Raw genomic sequence first — 20,936 nt, forward strand, 5'->3', positions numbered from 1 at the left:
GGCGGTGGGTGGGTGATTCAAGCCCCTCCGGCGATTGAGGAGCGGGGGCTGGGGCGGAGCCCCTGGGGGTGCCGGCGTCGTGGCTGAGCGCGCCCGCGCGGCGGAGCCGCAGATCGATACAGCCCCGCGCCCCTGAAGGCGCACTTCGTGCGCTCCTCAGGGGCTTCGGGGCCGAAGAGGGTCAGGCCCGGCGGGGGCGGGTCAGGGTGTAGCCCCAGATGCCGGCCAGTGAGGCGAGCGCCGCGCCGAGCGCGGTCCAGAGCCAGCGCGTGGTCCACCACGGGGAGGACCAGTCGTGGTCGTCCGGGGCGCCGGGCGCGAGCAGGGGCTCGGACAGGGCGCCGTCCACCGCCGAGGCCGCGCCGATCTCCTTCGACGTCGCCTCCAGCGACGCCGACACCGGCAGACCCAGGTCCGCGTCGTCGAGCCCCGTCACCGTGAGCCGCACGTAGTAGGAGCCGGGCAGCGGGTCATCGGCCCACGGCTCCGACCAGGCCCGCACCGTCCGCAGCGTGCAGGCCAGTTCGACCTTCGCCGCGTCCGCCGCAACCGTGCGCGCCTGTGTCCCGTACATGCACGACTGGCGGCGCCGCAGCCCGTCGTACACGTCGATCCGCCAGCTCTGCGCACCGTGCCGGGCCTGCGCGTCGGGGAGTGCGACGCTCGCCCGGACCGTCGGGCGCTGCCCGGAGTGCGCCGGGAACGACCAGTACAGGTAGTCGCCGGTCGACGCGCTCGCCGTCGCCTTCTGGCCCTGCTCGAACGGGGTCGCCGTACGGAACGACGTGCCCGCCTCGGTCGGCGCCTTCTGCTCCGTGTCCTCGCCCGCGGCCGCCGCGGGGCCTGCGAAGGCGAGCAGGGAGACCAGGCCGCCCAGCAGGGCACCCGTCAGCATTCGTGTGCGTCGCATCAGTTCGTCCTCCAGACGGCCACGCGCCAGCGCGACAGCCAGCCCCAGATCACACCGGTGAGGAACCCGGCCACGACGAGCGCGCCGAGCAGCCACCAGCCGCGTCCCAGACCGAACGCCGCCACGTCGGAGGAGCTGTCCGGCCCGTCCACGACGTCGACCGTGAGCTCGACCGGCAGGCCGGGCGTGGTCTTCACGGACGCCGGAGCGGAGTAGGAGTTGGACACCTGGAGGCAGACCGTCTCGGCCTGCGGCTCATCGGAGTCGGATTCGGTACCGGAATCGGCGTCCGGCTTCGGGTAGCGCAGGCCGGTCGAGACGACGTCCGTGCGCCCGTCCCCGGCACCCTGACCCCGCACGATCTCCCGGCCGTGCGTGGTGACGGCGCGCAGCAGCACCCCGTAGTCCCGGTTCACGGCCCGGTCCGCCGCGACGCTCACCGCGGCGCGCAGCTCCTTGCCGGGCTCGACGTCCACCCGGTAGTAGCGGTGCTCGCCGAACTTCTCCCGGTCGGTGTACAGGCCGGGCTTGAGCTGCGGGGCGCTCGCGCACTGCGCCGCGCCCTCGACCGCGACCGGCGTCACGACCGGGTCGGCGGCCCGGTCCACCAACTGGCCGACGCGGTCGGTCAGTTCGTCCTTGTGGCGGACGGAGGTGTACGTGCCGCCGGTGGCGTCCGCGATGCAGGACAGCTGCGCCCGCGTCTTGGCGTCGGCGACGAGGCCGAGCGTGTCGATGGTGAGGCCGATGCCCTTCGCCGCGATCTCGCGGGCCACCTCGCACGGGTCGAGCGGCTGGCAGGTGTCCTCGCCGTCGCTGATGAGGACGATCCGGCGGGTGCCGTCACCGCCCTCCAGGTCGTCGGCCGCCTTCAGCAGCGCCGGGCCGATCGGCGTCCAGCCGGTCGGCCGCAGCGTCGCCACGGCGGTCTTCGCCTCGGTGCGGTCCAGCGGGCCCACGGGGTAGAGCTGCGCGGTGTCCTTGCAGCCCGTCTTGCGGTCCTCGCCGGGATAGTTCGCACCGAGGGTGCGTATGCCGAGCTCGACCTCCTCGGGCGTCGCGTCGAGCACCTCGTTGAACGCCTGCTTCGCGGCGGCCATCCGGGAGTCGCCGTCGATGTCGCGGGCCCGCATGGACCCGCTGACGTCCAGGACGAGTTCGACCTTGGGAGCGGGCTTGTCCCCCGCAGGCTCGTCGGCGGCCGCCGCGCTGCCGACGGGACCGAACCCGCCGAGGGCGACGGCGGCGAGCAGGGCGCTCGCGCCCGCCGCCAGCCGTTTTCTAGTGATCATCGGCGGATCCTATGGAGCCGGGCGCGTCGATGCCAAAACGGCGACCGGGTTCTGATAGGGGATCAGCCGCTTTGTGTCCCGGCACACTTCGCGGGACCCGTCGTCAGCTCGTCCTCACCTCCTTCCTCACCTCCTTCCTCACCTCTTTCCTCAGCTCTTTCCCTGCGCGAGGCTGCGTCCGCCGAACGCGCCCGAGCCGTCGAGCCCGCCCCACCACTTCTCCAGCTCCACGCGGTCCATCTCCCCCCAGCGCGGGGTCCGTTCCACCAGCTCACGGCCCAGCCGGCGCCCGAGCGTCACCATCGTGCGGCCCACCGCGGCGCGGTCCGCGTCGTACGCGGCCAGGGCGGCGGACAGGGTGGGCGTCCCGGACAGCGCCGCCTCCAGGGCCGTCGCGTCCTGCAGCGCCTTCACCGCGCCCGCACCGGTGTGCGGCCGGGCCACGGTCGCCGCGTCGCCCGTCAGCGCCATCCCCGGCGCCGTGTACCGCTGCGCGGTGAAGTCGTACAGCGGCTGGAGGATCAGCTCCTCCGGGGTCGTCAGCCGGACCAGGTCACCCCAGTACGGGGGCAGCAACTCCTCGGCCACGTACGCGAGATGCTCCCTCAGCGGCGCGGGCGCGGTGCCCGGTGGCAGGCTCACCGGCGAGTCGGGCGCCGGGGCGTGACCGGGCGGCGGCGTCGTGTACAGCACCCAGTTGGCGTGCTGCCCGCCGCCGGACGCGTCCGGGATGCGGTACACGATCAGATGCCCGCCGGGGAAGACGACGTACGCGCACTCGTCGTCGGGCCAGAGGCCGGGCGCCGCGAGCCGCTCGACCGGGAACGCGCCGCGCCACGCCGTGTATCCCGCGTACTCGGGGCGTACGTCACCGCAGGCCGCGGCCCGCACCACCGACCGGTACCCGTCGGCGCCGACCACCAGGTCGAAGCGCTCCGGCGCGCCCGTCCCGGCGTGGACGAGCACCCCGTCGCCGTCCGGATCCGCGGCCACCTCCCGCACCGGCGAACCCGACCGCACCTCCACATCGGCGGGCACCCGGCGCCGCAGCTCCCGCCACAGGGAACCCCAGTTGTACGCGCGGAACGGGAACGGTGTCGTCCACAGCTCGCGGCCGAGCGGCACGGCGGCCCTCTCGTCCCGCACGTACCAGCGCCGCTTCCTCATCTGGACCCACGGCATCGATTCGTCGACATAGCCGGACGCCGCCAGCTCCGCGTAGCGGCCGTCGTGCAGGGCCACGCCGACGCCGCGCGCGTCCAGCGATCCCGCGGCTCGCTCGTGCACGGTCACCGCGCCCGCGCCGCCCCGCCGCAGGGCCAGCGCCGCGGCGCACCCCGCGATGCTCCCGCCCACGACGGCCACGGACGGCCCCTGACCCCTGCGCATGCCCACTCCCTGTGGTCGACGACACCGCGCGTGATCCTTCCAGCCCCGGGCCCCCGGCGGGCGGAAACCGACAGGAACCGGCCGCGTCCCCTGATCTACAGTGGCGTTGTGCTGCGCGAAGTGACTGCCGTCCGTTATCTGAACCCGCTGCACACCGGAGGCTCGGTCCCCGGTGTGGTCGAGGCGGACGACCTCGGCACCTACGTCCTGAAGTTCACCGGCTCGGCGCAGGGCGTGAAGGCGCTCGTCGCGGAGATCGTCGTGGGGGAGCTGGCGCGACGGCTCGGGCTGCGCTTCCCCGAGCTGGTGCTCGCGCACTTCGACCCGGCCGTCGCCGCGGGCGAGCCGCACCAGGAGGTCCAGGACCTGTTGCGGGCCAGCGCCGGGCTCAACCTCGGCATGGACTTCCTGCCGGGCGCCGCCGACTTCACGCCCGAGATCGCCGGGGTGTTCCCCGTCGACCCGCTGGAGGCCGGGCGGATCGTCTGGCTCGACGCGCTGACGGTGAACGTGGACCGCACCGTCCACAGCTCGAACCTGATGGTGTGGCCCACTTTCGGCACGGCGCCGCCGCGCCTGTGGCTCATCGATCACGGGGCGGCGCTCGTCTTCCACCACCGCTGGGACGGGGCCGCGCCGGAGAAGGCGTACGACTTCCGGCATCACGCGCTGGGGGTGTACGGGCCCGATGTGCGGGCCGCCGACGCGGAGCTCGCTCCGCGGGTGACCGAGGACATGCTGCGGGAGGTGCTCGCGCTGGTGCCTGATGCCTGGCTGGTGGACGAGCCGGGGTTCGACGGGCCCGACGCGGTACGGGACGCCTACGTCGGCTTTCTGCTGGCCCGCGCCCGGAGCTCGGCGTCCTGGCTGCCGACGGAGTTCCCGTCGCGGGACGAGCTGGCGGCGGCCGACGCGGAGCGGGCTGCCGCCATGGAGCGGGATCGTCCGGCCTGGCTGAAGCGCGTCCCCGACCTCCACGGCAAGCCCGGCGCCGAGCAGGACTGGTCGGTGCATCTCGGCTGACGGCCCGGTGGGGGCTGGTCGCGCAGTTCCCCGCGCCCCTAAGGATGCTGCGCCTCATCGGGGAAATGCGACCCGAAGGGTCTGCATTTCAGGGGCGCGGGGAACTGCGCGACCAGCCCCCACCGGGCCGCAGACGAAGCACAAAGCCCCCGGCGCTGTGCGGTGCCGGGGGCCAAGGGTGCGGGTAGATCAGCGGAGCTGCTCGTACGCGGGAAGGGTCAGGAAGTCCGCGTAATCGGCGTCCAGGGAGACCTGGAGCAGCAGGTCATGGGCCTGCTGCCACTTGCCGGCCGCGAAGGCCTCCTCGCCGATCTCGGCCTTGATCTTCGCGAGCTCCTCACCGGCGACGGTGCGCGCCAGCTCGGCGGTCGCGGGCTGACCGTTCTCGAACACGACACCCGCGTTGATCCACTGCCAGATCTGCGAGCGCGAGATCTCGGCGGTGGCGGCGTCCTCCATCAGGTTGAAGATGGCGACGGCGCCGAGGCCGCGCAGCCACGCCTCGATGTAGCGGATGCCGACCTGGACGGCGTTGACGAGACCGTCGTACGTGGGCTTCGCGTCGAGCGAGTCGATGGCGATGAGGTCGCCGGGGGCGACGGAGACGTCCTCGCGCAGACGGTCCTTCTGGTTCGGCTTGTCGCCGAGGACCTTGTCGAAGGACTCCATGGCGATCGGGACCAGGTCGGGGTGGGCGACCCAGGAGCCGTCGAAGCCGTCGCCGGCCTCGCGGTCCTTGTCGGCGCGGACCTTCTCGAACGCGACCTTGTTGACCTCGGCGTCGCGGCGCGACGGGATGAAGGCCGCCATGCCGCCGATGGCGTGGGCACCGCGCTTGTGGCAGGTGCGCACGAGCAGTTCGGTGTAGGCGCGCATGAACGGGGCGGTCATCGTCACCGCGTTGCGGTCCGGCAGGACGAACTTCTGGCCGCCGTCACGGAAGTTCTTGACGATGGAGAAGAGGTAGTCCCAGCGGCCGGCGTTCAGGCCCGCGGCGTGGTCGCGCAGCTCGTAGAGGATCTCCTCCATCTCGTACGCGGCGGTGATCGTCTCGATGAGGACGGTGGCGCGGACGGTGCCCTGCGGGATGCCGACGTAGTCCTGGGCGAAGACGAAGATGTCGTTCCAGAGGCGGGCCTCCAGGTACGACTCCGTCTTCGGGAGGTAGAAGTACGGGCCCTTGCCGAGCTCGATGAGGCGCTTGGCGTTGTGGAAGAAGTACAGGCCGAAGTCGACGAGGGCGCCGGGGACCGGCTTGCCGCTCTCGTCCACCAGGTGGCGCTCCTCGAGGTGCCAGCCGCGCGGGCGCATCACGACGGTCGCGAGCTGGTCGGCGTCCTTGAGGGCGTACGACTTGCCGGTGCGCTCGTCGGTGAAGTCGATGGTGCGGTTGTAGGCCGCGGTCAGGTTCAGCTGACCACCGACGACGTTCTCCCAGGTCGGGGCCGAGGCGTCCTCGAAGTCGGCCAGCCACACGCGGGCGCCCGAGTTGAGGGCGTTGATCGTCATCTTGCGGTCGGTGGGGCCGGTGATCTCGACGCGGCGGTCGTTCAGCGCGGCCGGGGCCTCGGCGACCTTCCACGAGTCGTCGGCGCGGATCGCGGCGGTCTCGGGGCGGAAGTCGAGCGTGGAGGTGCGGGCGATCTCGGCGCGGCGCTCGGCGCGGCGGGCGAGGAGCTCGTCACGCCGGGGCGTGAACAGCCGGTGCAGCTCGGCCACGAAGGCGAGGGCCGCATCGGTGAGCACCTCGTCCTGCCGGGGCAGGGGCTCGGCGTCGACGATGGCCAGCGGGGACGGCGCTGGTGCGGACATGAGGCTGTCACTTCCTTCAGCGAACGGACGCGTGCGGCACTCGGTGCCGGGGCGCCTGGGTATGGCTGCTGGCCCCGCTTCCGGGGACCGGCCCTTCTGAGAAGTGGATACTAGTTTCCTTATCGTGGAAGTTCAAGGTTTGTTGATGTCGAGATTCTCTGAGTCGACAGAACGTGGCGCTCGGTGCCACCCCTTTCACTCAAGGTGGCCGAGATCGGCTTCGGTGTCGATGTCGAACGCCTCCGCGACGTCCCCGCACTCGACGAGTTCCACAGCACCACGGTGCTCCTTCAGATAGGCGCGCGCACCACGGTCCCCCGTGGCGCTCGCCGCGATCCCCGCCCAGTGCTCCCGCCCGAACAGCACCGGATGCCCCCGCTCCCCGTCGTACGAGGCCGCCACCAGGGACGCCGGAGAGCGGTACGCCTCCCGGACCCGGGTCACCGCCGCGGCTCCGATGCCCGGCTGGTCCACCAGGAGGACGAGCGCCGCGTCGGCGCCGGTCGCCGCGAGCGACTCCAGCCCCGCCCGCAGCGAGGACCCCATCCCGTCCGCCCACTCCGGATTGGTCACCGCCGTGACCCCGTCCAGCCGCGCCCGCTCCCGTACGGTGCCGGCCGCCGCGCCGAGTACCACGTGCAGCGGGCCGCAACCGCCCGCGCGCAGCACCTCCAGCGCGTGCTCCACCAGTGGCCGGCCGCGATGCGTCAACAGAGCCTTCGGGTGCCCGCCGAGCCGCCGGCCACCGCCCGCCGCCAGAAGCAGCCCCGCCACCTGCGCCTTGTTCGTCGTCATGGCCCCTGCATACCGCACCCGATGAGGTTGCCTTGCGCAACGGGCTGGCGGAGCGGCGATGTGTGGCGTTAACTGGGCGCCCACAAAGCCCGGTTGAGCTTTTTGGGTGACGTCCGCCAGGGGTGCACGCACAACGATGTGCGAGGGGGAGAGCTGTGTTGCGGAGCGTGGAGCAGGGGCGGGTGGCGGGCAGCGGCGAGGATCCGCGGGTGGTCGAGCTGCGTACCGCGGTGTCCCGGCTGCGGCGCGAACTCGCCGGGTACGCCGTGGAGTTTCCGGACCGGGGGATCGCGGAGGACGAGTTGGCGGCGCTCGATGCGATGGCTCGGGGCGGGGTGCCCGAGGTTCCCCGGTTACGCCGGTCGCTGCTCCTTGTCGCGGGGGCCGTCGGGTCGGTCTCGGCGCTTTCCGCTGCGCTGGCTCAGGTGCGGGGGGCTGTGGAGCTGTTCGGCGGCCCGCCGCGGGGCTGATCGTCTCGTTGCCGGGTGACACGTACGTCGTGGCTGGTCGCGCAGTTCCCCGCGCCCCTGAGATGCGCACTTCGTGCGCGATCTCATCGGGCGGTTGCGCATCGGGGAAATGCGCCCGAAGGCATGCATTTCAGGGGCGCGGGGAACTGCGCGAGAAGCCCCACCGGGCGGCACCCGGCGATGGACCGGTCAGGCCACCCACGGAGGTCGGCCCGGGGCCACGTCAGCCCCCGCCAAACCCTCGGAGAGCCCCGACGCGATACGGCGGATCGCCTCGTCCGCCACATCCGCCGGCTGCGTATAGGGAAACCGCAACCGATGCTCGAAGGTCCCCGGATCCGCCCCGAAGCGGGACCCCCCTTCGATCCGCACCCCGTGCCGAAGCGCCCCCTGCGCGAGCGCCGACGCGATCGGCCGCCCCAGGTCGACCCACAGCGACAGACCCCCCGCCGGCAACCGCCACCGCCACTCGGGAAACACCTCCCCGAGCCGCTCCACGAGATGATCCCGCTGCGCCCGCAGAATCGGCAGCCGGCGCCGCAGGATCTCCTCCTCCCGCTCCAGCAGCCGCCCCGCGACCAGCTGGTCGAGCACCGAGCCCGACATGTCGGCCGTCACGCGGAGCGTCGTGAGCTCGGTGATGAGCCGCGTCCCCGCCCGCACCCAGCCGACCCGCAGCCCGCTCCAGTGCCCCTTGCTGAGCGAGCCGACGGTGACGATCTGCTCGCCGCCGCCCCCGGTGGCCAGCGCCCCGAACGGCGGCGGCGTCGGCACGTCGAGCGCGATGTCCGCCACCGTCTCGTCGATGACCAGCCAGGTGCCGGTCGCCCGCGCCGCGGCCAGGAGCCGCTGCCGCGTCTCGGGCGGCATCACCCGGCCCGTCGGGTTCTGGAAGTCCGGGATCAGATACGCGAGCCGGGGCGTGCCCTGCCGCAGCGTCGCCTCCATCAGCTCGGAGTCCCAGCCGTCCGCCGACACCGGCACGGGCACCGTGCGCAGCCCGAGCCGCCGGATCACCGACAGCGCGTTGGCGTACGAAGGGTTCTCGACCATGATCCGGTCGCCGGGCCGGCCGAGCAGCGTCAGGGTCAGTGACACCGCCTGCTGGGCGCCGGTCGTGACGAGGATCTGGTCGGGCAGCGTCGGCAGCCCGCGCCGCGTGTACCGCTCGGCGATCGCGGCCCGCAGCTCGGGCAGCCCGTACGGGTGGTAGCCGGCGGTCTCCGCGTGCCGGGTCACGTCGGGCGCCGCCGCCAGATAGGCCGCCGACAGCTCGTCCGCGAGCGCGCCCGGCGCGGCGATCGCCAGATCGATCACGTCGTCGCCCGCCGCCGGGGTCGCCACGCTCGTCGGCCGCACCCCGTCGGGCAGCTCGGTCCAGGTGCCGGCGCCGCGCCTGCTGCGCGCGTACCCGCTCTCCCGCAGCAGGTCGTACGCGGCGGTCACGGTGGCCCGGCTCACTCCGAGCGCCGCCGCGAACTCACGCTCCGCGGGCAGTCGCGCGTGCAGGGCGATCCGGCCGTCGAGCAGCAGTGTTCGTACGCCCTGGGCCAGGGCCCGGTAGCCGGGGCGCTCACCGGTCACCCCTGTCACGAGCGTGCCGAGCCGTCTGCTGCTCAGCACGACCGCCGAGCCGTCCACGCCGCCACCTGCCATGCCACATCTCCGATATTGGCCCTGCCGTCCAGACCAATCAGCCTACAGAATCCACACCAGTGGCCTGGTACGGGAGTGAAGGAGGCAGGGGCATGGGGACCGGCAGGAGCGGTCGGGTCGTGGTCGGCGTCGGGGGGTCGGCCGCGAGCCTGGGGGCGCTGCGCGTCGCTGCCGCGGAGGCGGGGCGGTCGGGGCGGGCGCTCGTCGTGGTGCTGGCCTGGGAGCCGCCCGAGGGCGAGGGCCTCTACCGGCGCTGGCCCGATCCTCAGTGGGCGCGGCACTGGTACGGGGAGGCGCGGCGGGAGCTGGCCCGTGCGGTGTCGCGTGCGCTCGGCGGGATTCCGGTGGGGCTGGACGTGGAGCTCCGGGTGGTCCGCGAGCGGCCCGCGCCGGCGCTCCTGTCCTTCGCCGATCAGGCCGACGACCTCCTCGTCCTCGGCGTCCGGCCGCGCCGGCTGCGCCGGGGGCGGGTCGCTCGTGGGGTGCGGCGGGGGGCGGTGTGCCCTGTGCTCTCCGTTCCGCTGCGGGTTGTTCCCCGCGCGGAACTGCGTGCCCTGCGCCGGGCGACTCCGTCGGACTTCGACCTGAGCCGCTGAGAGCTCGGTCCGACCTGTTTCGTTGCTGTCTGCGGCCCGGTGGGGCTTCTCGCGCAGTTCCCCGCGCCCCTGAAATGCAGACCCTTCGGGTCGCATTTCCCCGACGGGTGACCGCCCGATGGAGGTCGCGCACGAAGTGCGCATCTCCAGGGGCGCGGGGAACTGCGCGACCAGCCACGACGAGACCCGCACCCGCCGACGCTACGGCCGCAGCAACCCCTGCCGCGTCGCCCGAGCCACAGCCGCCGTGCGCGATTCAACGCCGAGCTTCGCGTAGATGTGCACCAGATGGGACTTCACCGTCGCCTGGCTGAGGAAGAGCTGACCGGCGATCTCCGCGTTGGACAGTCCGTCCCGCACGAGCTGCAACACCTCCAGCTCCCGCCGGCTCAGCGCCTCGGAGGGCGCCCGCATCCGGTCCATCAAGCGGAGCGCGATCGCCGGGGCGAGCGCGCTCCGCCCGGACGCGGCCGTCCGCACCGCCGCCGCCAGCTCCTCCGGCGGCGCGTCCTTCAGCAGATAGCCGGAGGCCCCCGCCTCCACCGCCGCCAGAATGTCCGCGTCCGTGTCGTAGGTCGTGAGGACCAGGACGCGCGGCGCACCGTCGAGCGCCGCGATCCGCTGCGTGGCCTCCGCCCCGTGCATCCCCGTGCCGAACTGCAGGTCCATCAGCACGACGTCGATCCCGCCCGCACCGGCCACCTCGACCGCCCGCTCCGCCGTGGCGGCCTCCGCGACGATCTCGAAGTCGGGCTCCGCGTCGAGCACGGCCCGCAGTCCGGCCCGTACGACGGGATGGTCGTCGGCGAGCAGCAGCCGGATCACGCGTCACCCCCGACGGGCACCGGTACCGGCAGGGTCACCGCGACGGCCGTGCCGCGCCCGGGTGCCGACTCGACCGTGAACGTGCCGCCGAGCTCCCGCACCCGCGCCCGCATCGCCGGCAGGCCGAAGCCGCCGTCTCCGGACGCTGCCCGCTCCGGATCGAAGCCGTCTCCGTCGTCCACCACGTCCAGGGCCACCGAGGTCTCCATGAAGCTGAGAGTGATCTCCGCGCGGCGCGCGTGCGCGTGCCGCACCGTGTTGCCGAGCGCCGACTGAGCGATCCGCAGCAGCGCCACCTCGTACGGGGTCGGCAGCTCCAGCGGCGTGCCGCTCACCGTGCACCGGGCGGTCAGGCCCGGCGCGGTCGCGCACAGCCGCTCCAGCGCACCGGCCAGTGAACCGTGCGCCAGATCCGGCGGCGTGAGCGCCCGTACGAAGCGGCGGGCCTCGGCGAGGTTGTCCTGCGCCGCCGCCCGCGCCTGCTCGATGTGCGCGGCGGCGGGGGAGTCCCCGGGCAGGTCGCGCTGGGCCGCGCGCAGCAGCAGCTGGATCGAGGACAGGCCCTGCGCCAGCGTGTCGTGGATCTCGCGGGCGAGCCGCTCCCGCTCCGCGAGGGTGCCCGCGGCGCGCTCCGCGTCGGCGAGCTCGGCCCGGGTCGCGATCAGCTCCTCGATCAGCCGCCGTCTGCGCTCGCTCTCCCGGTACAGCGCCTGGTAGCCGAGCACGGTCGCCACGGCGACGGCGGCCCCGAGCAGCGGCCCGATGAACGCGCCCGGGTTCACCGCCCCGTCGTGCCCCACGTACGAGGCGATGGCCGCGCCCGCCGCGAGCACCACCGCCGGGACCGCCCAGCGGGCCGGCAGCAGGTGCAGCAGCAGGAAGTACAGGGGGAAGGCCAGCCACAGCGCGTCGGGCGACAGGACGAGCAGCACCGCCCACACCGCGCCGAGGGCGGCCAGCCAGAGGGCGGCGCCCGTGCGCGCGTCGCGCACGGCCGGCACCAGGGAGCCCGCCGCGTAGACGAGGCCCATCGCGACGGCGACGGCCACGACCGCCCCGGCCGGTTCGTCGGACCGTCCCGTGGCCGCGCGGACCACGACGAGCGCGAGCAGCCCCGCCGTCAGCAGGTGCAGGCAGAGGCGCAGGACGCGCAGGGCGGGGGTGAGTGAACGTGGATCCATACCGCTCACCAGCCTACGGAGCCCGGCGGGGCGGCGCGGTCAACCGAAAGTTTGAAAGCCGCCTCCCCCCTTCGATTCGGGTGAAGCGTGCTGTGGCGCGATGCCCGCGGGGGGCCTGGAGCAGCAGGGTGGACCTCATGTTCGTCGCATGGAGAGACCTACGGTTCGCCAGGGGCCGGTTCGCCCTGATGGGGGCCGTGATCGTACTGATCACACTGCTGGTGGGACTGCTGTCGGGACTGACCGCGGGCCTGGCCCGGGACAACACGTCCGCGCTGACCGCACTGCCCGCCGACCACCTCGCCTTCGCCCGGCCCGCCGCCGGCCAGTCGGTGTCCTTCACCGGCTCCGACGTCACGGAGAAACAGTGGCGGGAGCTGGGCGGGCGTCCGGGGGTGGACAGCGCCGAGCCGATCGGGATCCGTACGGTCAACGCCGAGGCGGGGCGGCAGAGCGCGGCCGTGTCCGTGTTCGGAGTGCGGCCGGACTCCGGGCTGTCGCCCGCCGCCACCGGGCCCGGCTCCGTGGTCCTCTCCGCGAAGGCCGCCGACGAGCTCGGCGCCGCACGCGGCGACCGGATCGAGCTGGGCGGGCAGCGGCTCACCGTCACCGCCGTGTCCGGCCAGGACTCGTACAGCCACACGCCCGTCGTCTGGGCCGATCTCGGCGACTGGCAGTCCCTCGCGCACTCGGCCGGCGCCACGGTCGTCGCCCTGCGCACCTCGGCGGGGGCGGACCTCGCCGCCGCCGACCGGGCCGCCGGCACGGAGTCGACGACCATCGAGGGCGCGCTGTCCGCCATAGGGTCCTACCAGGCGGAGAACGGCTCGCTGCAGCTGATGCGCGGCTTCCTCTTCGTGATCTCGGCGCTCGTCGTCGGCGCGTTCTTCACCGTCTGGACGATTCAGCGCAGCGGGGACATCGCCGTCCTGAAGGCGCTCGGCTCCTCGACGCCCTATCTGCTGCGCGACGCGCTCGGGCAGGCCGTCGTGATGCTCCTCGGCGGCACGGCCGTCGGGACCCTGCTCGCCTCGCTCTTCGGGGCGTTCGTGCCGGACGGTGTGCCGTTCGTCCTCGAACCCGTGACCGCGCTCGGCCCCGCCGCGGTGATGACCGTGCTCGGTCTCGTCGGCGCCGCCCTGTCCATCCGGCGGATCACCGCCGTCGACCCCCTCACCGCTCTCGGGAGCGCCCGATGACCCTGCTGCTCGACGACATCACGCTCACCTACCCCGACGGCGACGGGCGGCTCACCGCGCTCGACCGGGTCGGCCTCGAGGTCCCGGCCGGGACGCTGACCGCCGTGGTCGGCCCCTCGGGCTCAGGGAAGTCCAGTCTTCTCGCGGTCGCCGCGACGCTGGTCACGCCGGACAACGGGCGGGTCGTGATCGACGGTACGGAGGCGACCGGGCTGAGCCGGGCCGACGCGGCGGCGCTGCGGCGGGGGGCCGTCGGGATCGTCTTCCAGCAGCCCAACCTGCTGCCGTCGCTGACCGCGCTGGAGCAGTTGCAGGTCATGGCGCACCTGGGCGGGGGCCGTCCCCGGGACGTGCGGGCGCGGGCGGCGGAGCTGCTCGACTCCGTCGGGCTCGCGGGGCAGGTGCACCGTCGGCCGCATCAGCTGTCCGGCGGGCAGCGGCAGCGGGTCAATATCGCGCGGGCCCTCATGAACGGGCCGCGGGTGCTGCTGGTCGACGAGCCGACCAGTGCGCTGGATCATGAACGGGGGGTGGCCGTGCTGGAGTTGATCGGGGGGCTCACGCGGGAGCGGGGCACGGCCACGGTGCTGGTCACCCATGATCGGGGGCAACTCGGGGTTGCCGATCAGGTCGTCGAGATGGCGGACGGGGTTCTCGCCGAGGCCGGCGTCCGGGGTGGGACCGCCTGACCGTCGCCGCCCGCGGGCCTCGTCGTGGCTGGTCGCGCAGTTCCCCGCGCCCCTGGTGAGGCTTCGCCTCATCGGGGAAATGCGACCCGAAGGGTCTGCATTTCAGGGGCGCGGGGAACTGCGCGACCAGCCCCCACCGGGGCGCACCCGGCGACGAGACCTAGACGCCCGCCCCGTTACCCGTGTTGGCCAGCGCCGTCGACAGTTCACGCGCCACCTGCTGGAGCACCGGCACGATCTTGTCCGTCGCGGCCTCCGTGACGCGGCCCGCGGGGCCGGAGATGGAGATCGCCGCCGCCGTCGGCGAGTCCGGCACGAGCACCGCGAGGCACCGGACTCCTATTTCCTGCTCGTTGTCGTCCACGGCGTACCCGAGCCCGCGCACCTCTTCCAGCGCGTCCAGGAACCCGTCGGGCGTCGTGATCGTCTTCTCGGTCGCCGCCGGCATCCCCGTACGGGCGAGCAGCGCCCGCACCTCGTCCGCGGGCGTGTGCGCGAGCAGGGCCTTGCCCACGCCGGTCGAGTGCGGCAGCACGCGCCGGCCGACCTCGGTGAACATGCGCATCGAGTGCTTGGAGGGGACCTGGGCCACGTAGACGATCTCGTCGCCGTCGAGCAGTGCCATGTTCGCCGTCTCGCCGGTCTCCTCGACCAGGCGGGCGAGGTAGGGGCGCGCCCAGGTGCCGAGCAGGCGGGAGGCCGACTCGCCGAGGCGGATCAGGCGGGGGCCGAGCGCGTAGCGACGGTTCGGCTGCTGGCGTACGTAGCCGCAGGCGACCAGAGTGCGCATCAGGCGGTGGATCGTGGGGAGCGGCAGGCCGCTGCTGGCGGAGAGCTCGCTCAGGCCGACCTCGCCGCCGGCGTCGGCCATCCGCTCGAGCAGGTCGAAGGCGCGCTCGAGGGACTGGACACCACCGGCCGCGGGTTTGGCGGGTTCAGTGGTGCTGGCGTGGGACGACGTCGGCACGGCGCGTTCCTTTCGAGGGCAGGCAGGCAATGGTGCAGCCTACCCGGCGGTTTCCTTCCGGGTCCTGCCTTGACCCCTAAGTTCGTCGGTAGCTACGTTCTGCTTATCGGAATCATAATTCCACTTTGTGGAAACATCCAGAGCCTTGACGGCTCGCATGTCGGAGTGAAAACTCCTTCAACAGAACGTTGAAATGAGGAGGTCCACGGTGTCGGACGTCGAACTGGTACTGCGCTCGAGCCGCGTCATCACCCCCGAAGGAACGCGGCCCGCTTCGGTCGCCGTCGCCGGCGGGAAGATCGTCGGGGTGCTCGCGCACGACGCCGAGGTGCCGGCCGGTGCCCGCGTCGAGGACTTCGGCGACCACGTGCTGCTGCCCGGCATCGTGGACACCCACGTGCACGTCAACGACCCGGGCCGCACCGAGTGGGAAGGCTTCTGGACGGCCACCCGCGCCGCCGCGGCCGGCGGCATCACGACCCTCGTCGACATGCCGCTGAACTCGCTGCCGCCGACCACCACGGTCGACAACCTGCGCACCAAGCAGGAGGTCGCCGCCGCCAAGGCGCACATCGACGTCGGCTTCTGGGGCGGCGCCCTGCCGGACAACGTCAAGGACCTGCGCCCGCTGCACGAGGCCGGCGTCTTCGGCTTCAAGTGCTTCCTGTCGCCCTCCGGCGTCGACGAGTTCCCGCACCTGAACAGCGACCAGCTCACCGCCTCCATGGCCGAGATCGCCGGGTTCGGCGGCCTGCTCATCGTGCACGCCGAGGACCCGCACGAGCTGGACGTCGCCCCGCACAACAGCGGCCCGAAGTACGACGACTACCTGGCGACCCGCCCGCGCGTCTCCGAGGACGTCGCGATCAAGGGCCTGATCGACACCGCCAAGCGGATCGGCGCCCGCGTCCACATCCTGCACCTGTCGTCCTCCGACGCGCTGCCGCTGATCGCCGCCGCCAAGGCCGAGGGCGTCAAGCTCACCGTCGAGACCTGCCCGCACTACCTCACGCTCACCGCCGAGGAAGTCCCGGACGGCGCCAGCGAGTTCAAGTGCTGCCCGCCCATTCGCGAGGCGGCCAACCAGGACCTGCTGTGGCAGGCGCTGGCCGACGGCACCATCGACTGCGTCGTCACCGACCACTCGCCGTCCACCGCCGACCTGAAGACCGACGACTTCGCCACCGCGTGGGGCGGCATCTCCGGCCTCCAGCTGAGCCTCTCGGCGATCTGGACCGAGGCCCGCAAGCGCGGCCACTCGCTGGAGGACGTCGTCCGCTGGATGTCCGAGCGGACCTCCGCGCTGGTCGGCCTCGACGACCGCAAGGGCGCCATCGCCGTCGGCCGCGACGCCGACTTCGCCGTCCTCGCCCCCGAGGAGACCTTCACGGTCGACCCGGCCGAGCTCCAGCACCGCAACCGCGTCACCGCCTACGCCGGCAAGACGCTGCACGGTGTCGTCAAGTCGACCTGGCTGCGCGGCGAGCGCATCGTCGCCGACGGCGAGTTCACCGAGCCGCAGGGCAAGCTGCTCGACCGCACCAAGTAAGCGGTCCCGCACAGGACGTGCGGGGCGCACCGGCCTGACAGCACCGGTGCGCCCCGCATTTTTCGTGTCCCGTGCCGGAGCTACGCGGCGTGCCCGCCGTCCACCGCGAACTCGGCGCCCGTCACGGCTGTCGCCTTCCTGTCCCGCCATTCCAGTCGGCCCCGGCGACGGAAGCTGGCGGCCATCGGACACGTACGCCGCCCGGACTCACGGGGTGTCAGTGCGACGGGTTAACTCCTGGAAAACAAGGCGCAGTTGGTGTTGACGCCTCCTCTACGCGCGTCACACTGAAGGCATGAAGATTCCCCCACGCTTCATCAGCGTCGCCGCGATCGCAGCCGCCCTCTTCCTCGGCGGCCCCGCCACCGTCGCCGCCGAGGCCGCACCGGCCCCGGTCTCCGCGTCCGTCCTGTCCACCGCCGCCGTCGGCGACATCTGCTACTCGGCCCTGCCCTCGCAGGCGCACGACACCCTGGACCTCATCGAGCAGGGCGGCCCGTACCCGTACGACCAGGACGGCACCGTCTTCCAGAACCGCGAGGGCGTCCTGCCCCAGCAGACCACCGGCTACTACCACGAGTACACGGTCATCACCCCGGGCTCCGACACCCGCGGCGCCCGCCGCATCGTGACCGGCGAGCGCAGCCAGGAGGACTACTACACCGCCGACCACTACGCGACGTTCGACCTGGTCGACTTCGGCTGTTAGTCGCCGGACCCCGCCGGCCGCTCGCCCAGGCGGCTCTCGGTGGCCGCGAGGACGGCGATCGCCAGCACGATCAGGGCGATGCTGCCGTACACCTCGCGGCCGTCGAGGAAACCGATGTGCTGGATCAGGCCCCAGGTCAGCCGCCCGGTGAACTCGTTGACGAGTCCCGCGACGCCCTGCAGAAGCATGATCCCGCCGACGATCTCCAGAGCCTTGCGCAGCCGCTTCTTCTCCGTGTTGCCCATGTTGTCCATACCGAGGACTCTCGCCCCGCGGGCCCCCCACGCACATCGGCCGCGGGGCGAGGCGCGTCCACCTCACGTCGCCTCCCGGGCGGTGCGCGTGCGACCGAAGTCGTTCGTCGTGCGACTTCGGTCGCGCGCCGGGCGAAGGAAGCGGTCCGGGCCGCCTCCCGTGCGTAGATTTGTCGACCATGGAAGCAAACGGGCAGATCACGTCCCCGGAGCCGGCGGAGCGGACGCGTCCGCCCTGGCGCCGCCGGCTGACGTCCTCCGCCGTCGCCGACGAACTCGACCTCGACTCCGACGGGCGGCCGGGCCGCCGCCGGCGCACCGCCCGGGACTGGGCCGTCGACTTCGGCTGCTTCTTCGTCGCCGTCCTCCTCGGCCTGACCTTCTCCCAGGAGGTCTGGGAGAACCCGGACCTGCCGCGCTCCCTCGCCCTCCTCGACCAGGCGGTCGGCGCCCTCGCCTGCGCCGGAGTCTGGCTGCGGCGGCGCTGGCCCCTCGGCTACGCGATCGCGATGATCCCCGCCGGATTCGTGTCCGACACCGCGGGCGGCGCCGTCATGATCTCGATCTTCACCGTCGCCGTGCACCGCCCGTTCCGCGACGCCGCCTGGGTCGCGGGCGTCTCGGCGGCCCTGCTGCCGTTCTTCTTCTGGTGGCGGCCCGAGGCCGACACCTCGTACGGGGTCTCCGTCGCCTTCACCGCCGTCATCATGATCACGGTGGTCGGCTGGGGCCTGTTCGTCCGCTCCCGGCGCCAGCTCCTGCTGTCGCTGCGCGAGCGGGCCACGCGCGCCGAGACCGAGGCCGGACTCCGCGCCGAACAGGCCCAGCGCCTGGCCCGCGAGGCCATCGCCCGCGAGATGCACGACGTCCTCGCCCACCGGCTCACCCTGCTCAGCGTGCACGCGGGGGCCCTGGAGTTCCGGCCCGACGCACCCCGCGCGGAGATCGCACGCGCCGCCGGAGTCATCCGCGAGAGCGCGCACGAGGCGCTCCAGGACCTGCGCGAGATCATCGGCGTGCTGCGGGCCGGCGACCAGGGCGACGAACCGGGCCGCCCGCAGCCCACGCTCGCCGCGCTCGACGGGCTCGTCGCCGAGTCCCGCGAGGCCGGCATGAAGGTCGAACTCGACCACCGGGTGCGCGCACCCGCGACCGTCCCCGCCTCCGTCGGACGCACCGCCTACCGCATCACCCAGGAGGGCCTCACCAACGCCCGCAAGCACGCCCCCGGCGCCGAGGTCACCGTCACCGTCGACGGCGCCCCCGGCGACGGGCTCACCGTCACCGTCACCAACCCGCCGCCCCCCGGCCCGGTCCCGCACGTGCCCGGCTCGGGGCAGGGCCTGATCGGCCTCACCGAACGCGCCACCCTCGCGGGCGGCCGCCTCGACCACGGCCCGGGCCCCGACGGAGGCTTCACGGTGAAGGCCTGGCTCCCGTGGCCAGGATGACGCCCGGGCGCGGTGACAAGGGCCGTCGCACGCTTTCCCCGATCCTGATCTTGGTGATTCCGGTGATGACTACGGTGGGGCCATGAACCCGATCCGACTGCTGCTCGTCGACGACGACGCCCTCGTCCGCTCCGGCCTCAGACTCATGCTGGGCGGCGCCGACGACGTCGAGATCGTCGGGGAGGCCTCCGACGGGTCGCAGGCCCTCGAACTCACCGCCACGGCACGGCCCGACGTCGTCCTCATGGACATCCGGATGCCGGTCATGGACGGGCTCACCGCCACGGAGCGGCTGCGCGCGGCGCCCGACGCCCCCGAGGTCGTCGTCCTCACCACCTTCCACGCCGACGAACAGGTCCTGCGGGCCCTGCGCGCCGGGGCCGCCGGCTTCGTCCTCAAGGACGCCACACCGGCCGAGATCCTCGGCGCGGTGCGCAGCGTCGCGGCCGGTGACCCCGTCCTGTCCCCGGCCGTCACCCGGCAGTTGATGACCCACGCCGCCGCGACCGAGCGCGAGAACCGCTCCGCGCGGGCCCGTGCACGGGTCGCCCTGCTCGCCGAGCGCGAGCGCGACGTCGCCCTCGAAGTGGGCCGCGGCAAGTCCAACGCGGAGATCGCCGCGACCCTCTACATGAGCGTCGCCACCGTCAAGACCCATGTCTCCCGCGTCATGACGAAACTGGACCTCAACAACCGGGTGCAGATCGCCCTGCTCGTGCACGACGCGGACCTGCTCGACGCGCCCTGACCCGGCCAATTCCTGTCCTCTCCCCGGCTGTTCGGGGAACCCCGGGCGGGGCAGGGGAGTTGGAGAAGGGACGACCGGACAGGCGGCGAGAGAAAGGCCACGGCACATGGGTGCAGCACGAGGACCGGTGGACCTGGAGGAGTACGCGGACGGAGCCGAGGCGTTCTGGGCCGACCCGTACCCCACGTACGAGCGGCTGCGGAAGCTCGGACCCGTCCACCACGTACGCGTGCCGGGCCCCGAGCCCCGCCAGGACCTGTGGCTCGTCGTCGGGCACGAGGCCTCCCGCGCCGCGTTCACCCACCCGAGCCTCCTCAAGACCACGCCCGGCGTACGGGAGATGGACCCGATCGGCCGCCACCTCCTGATCGCCGACCCGCCCGAGCACGGACGGCTGCGCGCCCTCGTGACCCGCGAGTTCACCCCGCGCCGGGTGGAGGCGCTCGCCCCGCGCATCCAGAAGATCACCGACGAGCTGCTCGACGCGATGGTGCCGCTCGGCTCCGCCGACCTCATCGAGGCGCTCGCCTTCCCGCTCCCGTTCGCCGTCATCTGCGAGCTGCTCGGCGTGCCCGACATCGACCACGAGCGGTTCCGCCGCATGTCGACCGAGGTCGTGGCGCCGACCGCCGCGCCCGACGGCGTCCTGATGCAGGAACTCATCGAGTTCTTCGACGCGTTGATCGAGGACAAGCGGGGCTCCGCCCCCGCCGACGACCTGCTCGGCGCCCTCATCCGCACCACCGCCGAGGACGGCGACCGGCTGTCACCCACCGAACTGCGCGGCATGGCCTTCCTGCTGCTCATCGCCGGCCACGAGACGACGGTGAACCTGATCGGGAACGGCGTGCGGGCCCTGCTCGACCATCCCGAGCAGCTCGCCGCGCTGCGGGCCGACATGTCGCTGCTCGACGGGGCGGTGGAGGAGATGCTGCGCTACGACGGGCCGGTCGAGACCTCCACGTACCGCTTCTCCGCGGCGCCGGTCGAGATCGGCGGGACGGTGATCCCGGAGGGGCAGCCGGTGCTCATCGGGATCGGGACGGGTGGGCGGGACCCCGAGCGGTTCCCCGCGCCGGACGACTTCGACATCCGGCGGGACGCGCGCGGGCATCTCGCGTTCGGGCACGGGATCCACTACTGCCTGGGCGCTCCGCTGGCTCGGCTGGAGGGTCGGATCGCCCTTCGGGCGCTGTTGGAACGGTGTCCGGGGCTCCGCCTGGAGGAGGCGCCGGGGGAGTGGTTGCCGGGCATGCTGATGCGCGGGGTCCGCGAGCTGCGCGTCCGCTGGTAGGGGGGCCTCGGCTTCCAGCTCGGGGGGTTCCGGGTCGTCGCCGGGTGCGGCCCGGTGGCTCCGTCTCGCGCAGTTCCCCGCGCCCCTGAAAGGCAGCGGCTTCGCCGCGCCTTCCCCAGATGACAGG

20 protein-coding genes are annotated in these 20,936 nt (G+C 73.0%); 10 read left to right on the forward strand and 10 right to left on the reverse strand.

Annotated features, from left to right (window positions below; genetic code table 11):
• Positions 1–181: 181 nt before the first annotated feature.
• From ACZ4E1_RS09465 to ACZ4E1_RS09475, 3 genes are all read right to left on the reverse strand, one after another.
• A complete protein-coding gene (locus tag ACZ4E1_RS09465) occupies positions 182–910 on the reverse strand; it encodes a hypothetical protein (protein ID WP_467537399.1) in 729 nt (242 codons plus the stop codon).
• Positions 910–2,202, reverse strand: a complete 1,293-nt coding sequence (locus tag ACZ4E1_RS09470) for a VWA domain-containing protein (protein ID WP_467537401.1) — start codon at positions 2,200–2,202, stop codon at positions 910–912. Before ACZ4E1_RS09470 ends, ACZ4E1_RS09465 begins: the two co-directional genes overlap by 1 nt.
• A 150-nt stretch (positions 2,203–2,352) precedes the next feature.
• Positions 2,353–3,591 (reverse strand): FAD-dependent monooxygenase, encoded by a 1,239-nt coding sequence (locus ACZ4E1_RS09475; RefSeq protein ID WP_467537403.1) that lies wholly within the window; start codon positions 3,589–3,591, stop codon positions 2,353–2,355.
• A 108-nt stretch (positions 3,592–3,699) separates the two neighbouring features.
• Here ACZ4E1_RS09475 and ACZ4E1_RS09480 point away from each other — a divergent pair, with 108 nt between their 5' ends.
• A complete protein-coding gene (locus ACZ4E1_RS09480) occupies positions 3,700–4,614 on the forward strand; it encodes a HipA family kinase (RefSeq protein WP_467537405.1) in 915 nt (304 codons plus the stop codon).
• A gap of 189 nt (positions 4,615–4,803) precedes the next feature.
• Here the strand turns inward: ACZ4E1_RS09480 and aceB are convergent, their stop codons facing one another.
• On the reverse strand, positions 4,804–6,426 hold the full coding sequence (aceB, locus tag ACZ4E1_RS09485; RefSeq protein WP_467537407.1) for a malate synthase A: 1,623 nt from the start codon (positions 6,424–6,426) through the stop codon (positions 4,804–4,806).
• A gap of 195 nt (positions 6,427–6,621) precedes the next feature.
• Positions 6,622–7,221, reverse strand: coding sequence for a nucleotidyltransferase family protein (locus ACZ4E1_RS09490; RefSeq protein ID WP_467537409.1), 600 nt, complete (start codon positions 7,219–7,221; stop codon positions 6,622–6,624).
• A 155-nt stretch (positions 7,222–7,376) separates the two neighbouring features.
• Between ACZ4E1_RS09490 and ACZ4E1_RS09495 the strand changes: the two genes are divergently transcribed.
• Complete coding sequence (locus tag ACZ4E1_RS09495; protein WP_467537411.1) at positions 7,377–7,691, forward strand: DUF5955 family protein; 315 nt, start codon at positions 7,377–7,379, stop codon at positions 7,689–7,691.
• A 189-nt stretch (positions 7,692–7,880) separates the two neighbouring features.
• Here the strand turns inward: ACZ4E1_RS09495 and yczR are convergent, their stop codons facing one another.
• Positions 7,881–9,347, reverse strand: a complete 1,467-nt coding sequence (gene yczR / locus ACZ4E1_RS09500) for a MocR-like transcription factor YczR (protein WP_467537413.1) — start codon at positions 9,345–9,347, stop codon at positions 7,881–7,883.
• A 92-nt stretch (positions 9,348–9,439) separates the two neighbouring features.
• On the opposite strand from yczR, the gene ACZ4E1_RS09505 reads away from it, so the two are divergent.
• On the forward strand, positions 9,440–9,943 hold the full coding sequence (locus ACZ4E1_RS09505) for a universal stress protein (RefSeq protein ID WP_467537414.1): 504 nt from the start codon (positions 9,440–9,442) through the stop codon (positions 9,941–9,943).
• Between the two features lie 201 nt (positions 9,944–10,144).
• On the opposite strand, the gene ACZ4E1_RS09510 is transcribed toward ACZ4E1_RS09505, so the two are convergent.
• Entirely contained in the window at positions 10,145–10,768 is a 624-nt protein-coding gene (locus tag ACZ4E1_RS09510) for a response regulator (RefSeq protein WP_467537416.1), read from the reverse strand.
• Positions 10,765–11,949, reverse strand: coding sequence for a sensor histidine kinase (locus ACZ4E1_RS09515; RefSeq protein ID WP_467537418.1), 1,185 nt, complete (start codon positions 11,947–11,949; stop codon positions 10,765–10,767). Before ACZ4E1_RS09515 ends, ACZ4E1_RS09510 begins: the two co-directional genes overlap by 4 nt.
• A 137-nt stretch (positions 11,950–12,086) precedes the next feature.
• Here ACZ4E1_RS09515 and ACZ4E1_RS09520 point away from each other — a divergent pair, with 137 nt between their 5' ends.
• Both ACZ4E1_RS09520 and ACZ4E1_RS09525 read left to right on the forward strand, forming a co-directional pair.
• A complete protein-coding gene (locus ACZ4E1_RS09520) occupies positions 12,087–13,148 on the forward strand; it encodes an ABC transporter permease (RefSeq protein WP_467537420.1) in 1,062 nt (353 codons plus the stop codon).
• The gene (locus ACZ4E1_RS09525; RefSeq protein WP_467537422.1) at positions 13,145–13,837 is read left to right on the forward strand and encodes an ABC transporter ATP-binding protein; all 693 of its coding nucleotides are present in this window, start codon (positions 13,145–13,147) and stop codon (positions 13,835–13,837) included. The genes ACZ4E1_RS09520 and ACZ4E1_RS09525 overlap by 4 nt, the downstream gene beginning before the upstream one ends.
• A gap of 160 nt (positions 13,838–13,997) precedes the next feature.
• On the opposite strand, the gene ACZ4E1_RS09530 is transcribed toward ACZ4E1_RS09525, so the two are convergent.
• Positions 13,998–14,804, reverse strand: a complete 807-nt coding sequence (locus tag ACZ4E1_RS09530; protein WP_467537424.1) for an IclR family transcriptional regulator — start codon at positions 14,802–14,804, stop codon at positions 13,998–14,000.
• Positions 14,805–15,012: 208 nt separating this feature from the next.
• On the opposite strand from ACZ4E1_RS09530, the gene allB reads away from it, so the two are divergent.
• Together allB and ACZ4E1_RS09540 are read left to right on the forward strand one after the other, a co-directional pair.
• Positions 15,013–16,353, forward strand: a complete 1,341-nt coding sequence (allB, locus tag ACZ4E1_RS09535; protein ID WP_467537425.1) for an allantoinase AllB — start codon at positions 15,013–15,015, stop codon at positions 16,351–16,353.
• Between the two features lie 295 nt (positions 16,354–16,648).
• Positions 16,649–17,062: a ribonuclease gene (locus tag ACZ4E1_RS09540; RefSeq protein WP_467537426.1), complete on the forward strand. Its 414-nt coding sequence runs from the start codon at positions 16,649–16,651 to the stop codon at positions 17,060–17,062.
• On the opposite strand, the gene ACZ4E1_RS09545 is transcribed toward ACZ4E1_RS09540, so the two are convergent.
• Positions 17,059–17,316 (reverse strand): hypothetical protein, encoded by a 258-nt coding sequence (locus tag ACZ4E1_RS09545; RefSeq protein WP_467537427.1) that lies wholly within the window; start codon positions 17,314–17,316, stop codon positions 17,059–17,061. The two genes, ACZ4E1_RS09540 and ACZ4E1_RS09545, sit on opposite strands and share 4 nt — an antisense overlap.
• 179 nt (positions 17,317–17,495) lie before the next feature.
• Between ACZ4E1_RS09545 and ACZ4E1_RS09550 the strand changes: the two genes are divergently transcribed.
• The 3 genes from ACZ4E1_RS09550 to ACZ4E1_RS09560 all read left to right on the forward strand — a co-directional run bounded on the left by ACZ4E1_RS09550 (position 17,496) and on the right by ACZ4E1_RS09560 (position 20,809).
• Positions 17,496–18,767: a sensor histidine kinase gene (locus ACZ4E1_RS09550; RefSeq protein ID WP_467537429.1), complete on the forward strand. Its 1,272-nt coding sequence runs from the start codon at positions 17,496–17,498 to the stop codon at positions 18,765–18,767.
• 82 nt (positions 18,768–18,849) lie between these two features.
• Complete coding sequence (locus ACZ4E1_RS09555) at positions 18,850–19,515, forward strand: response regulator transcription factor (protein ID WP_467537430.1); 666 nt, start codon at positions 18,850–18,852, stop codon at positions 19,513–19,515.
• A 106-nt stretch (positions 19,516–19,621) separates the two neighbouring features.
• Positions 19,622–20,809: a cytochrome P450 family protein gene (locus ACZ4E1_RS09560; RefSeq protein WP_467537432.1), complete on the forward strand. Its 1,188-nt coding sequence runs from the start codon at positions 19,622–19,624 to the stop codon at positions 20,807–20,809.
• The last annotated feature ends 127 nt before the right edge of the window (positions 20,810–20,936 follow it).

This window comes from Streptomyces sp. NPDC025806 (assembly GCF_055558275.1).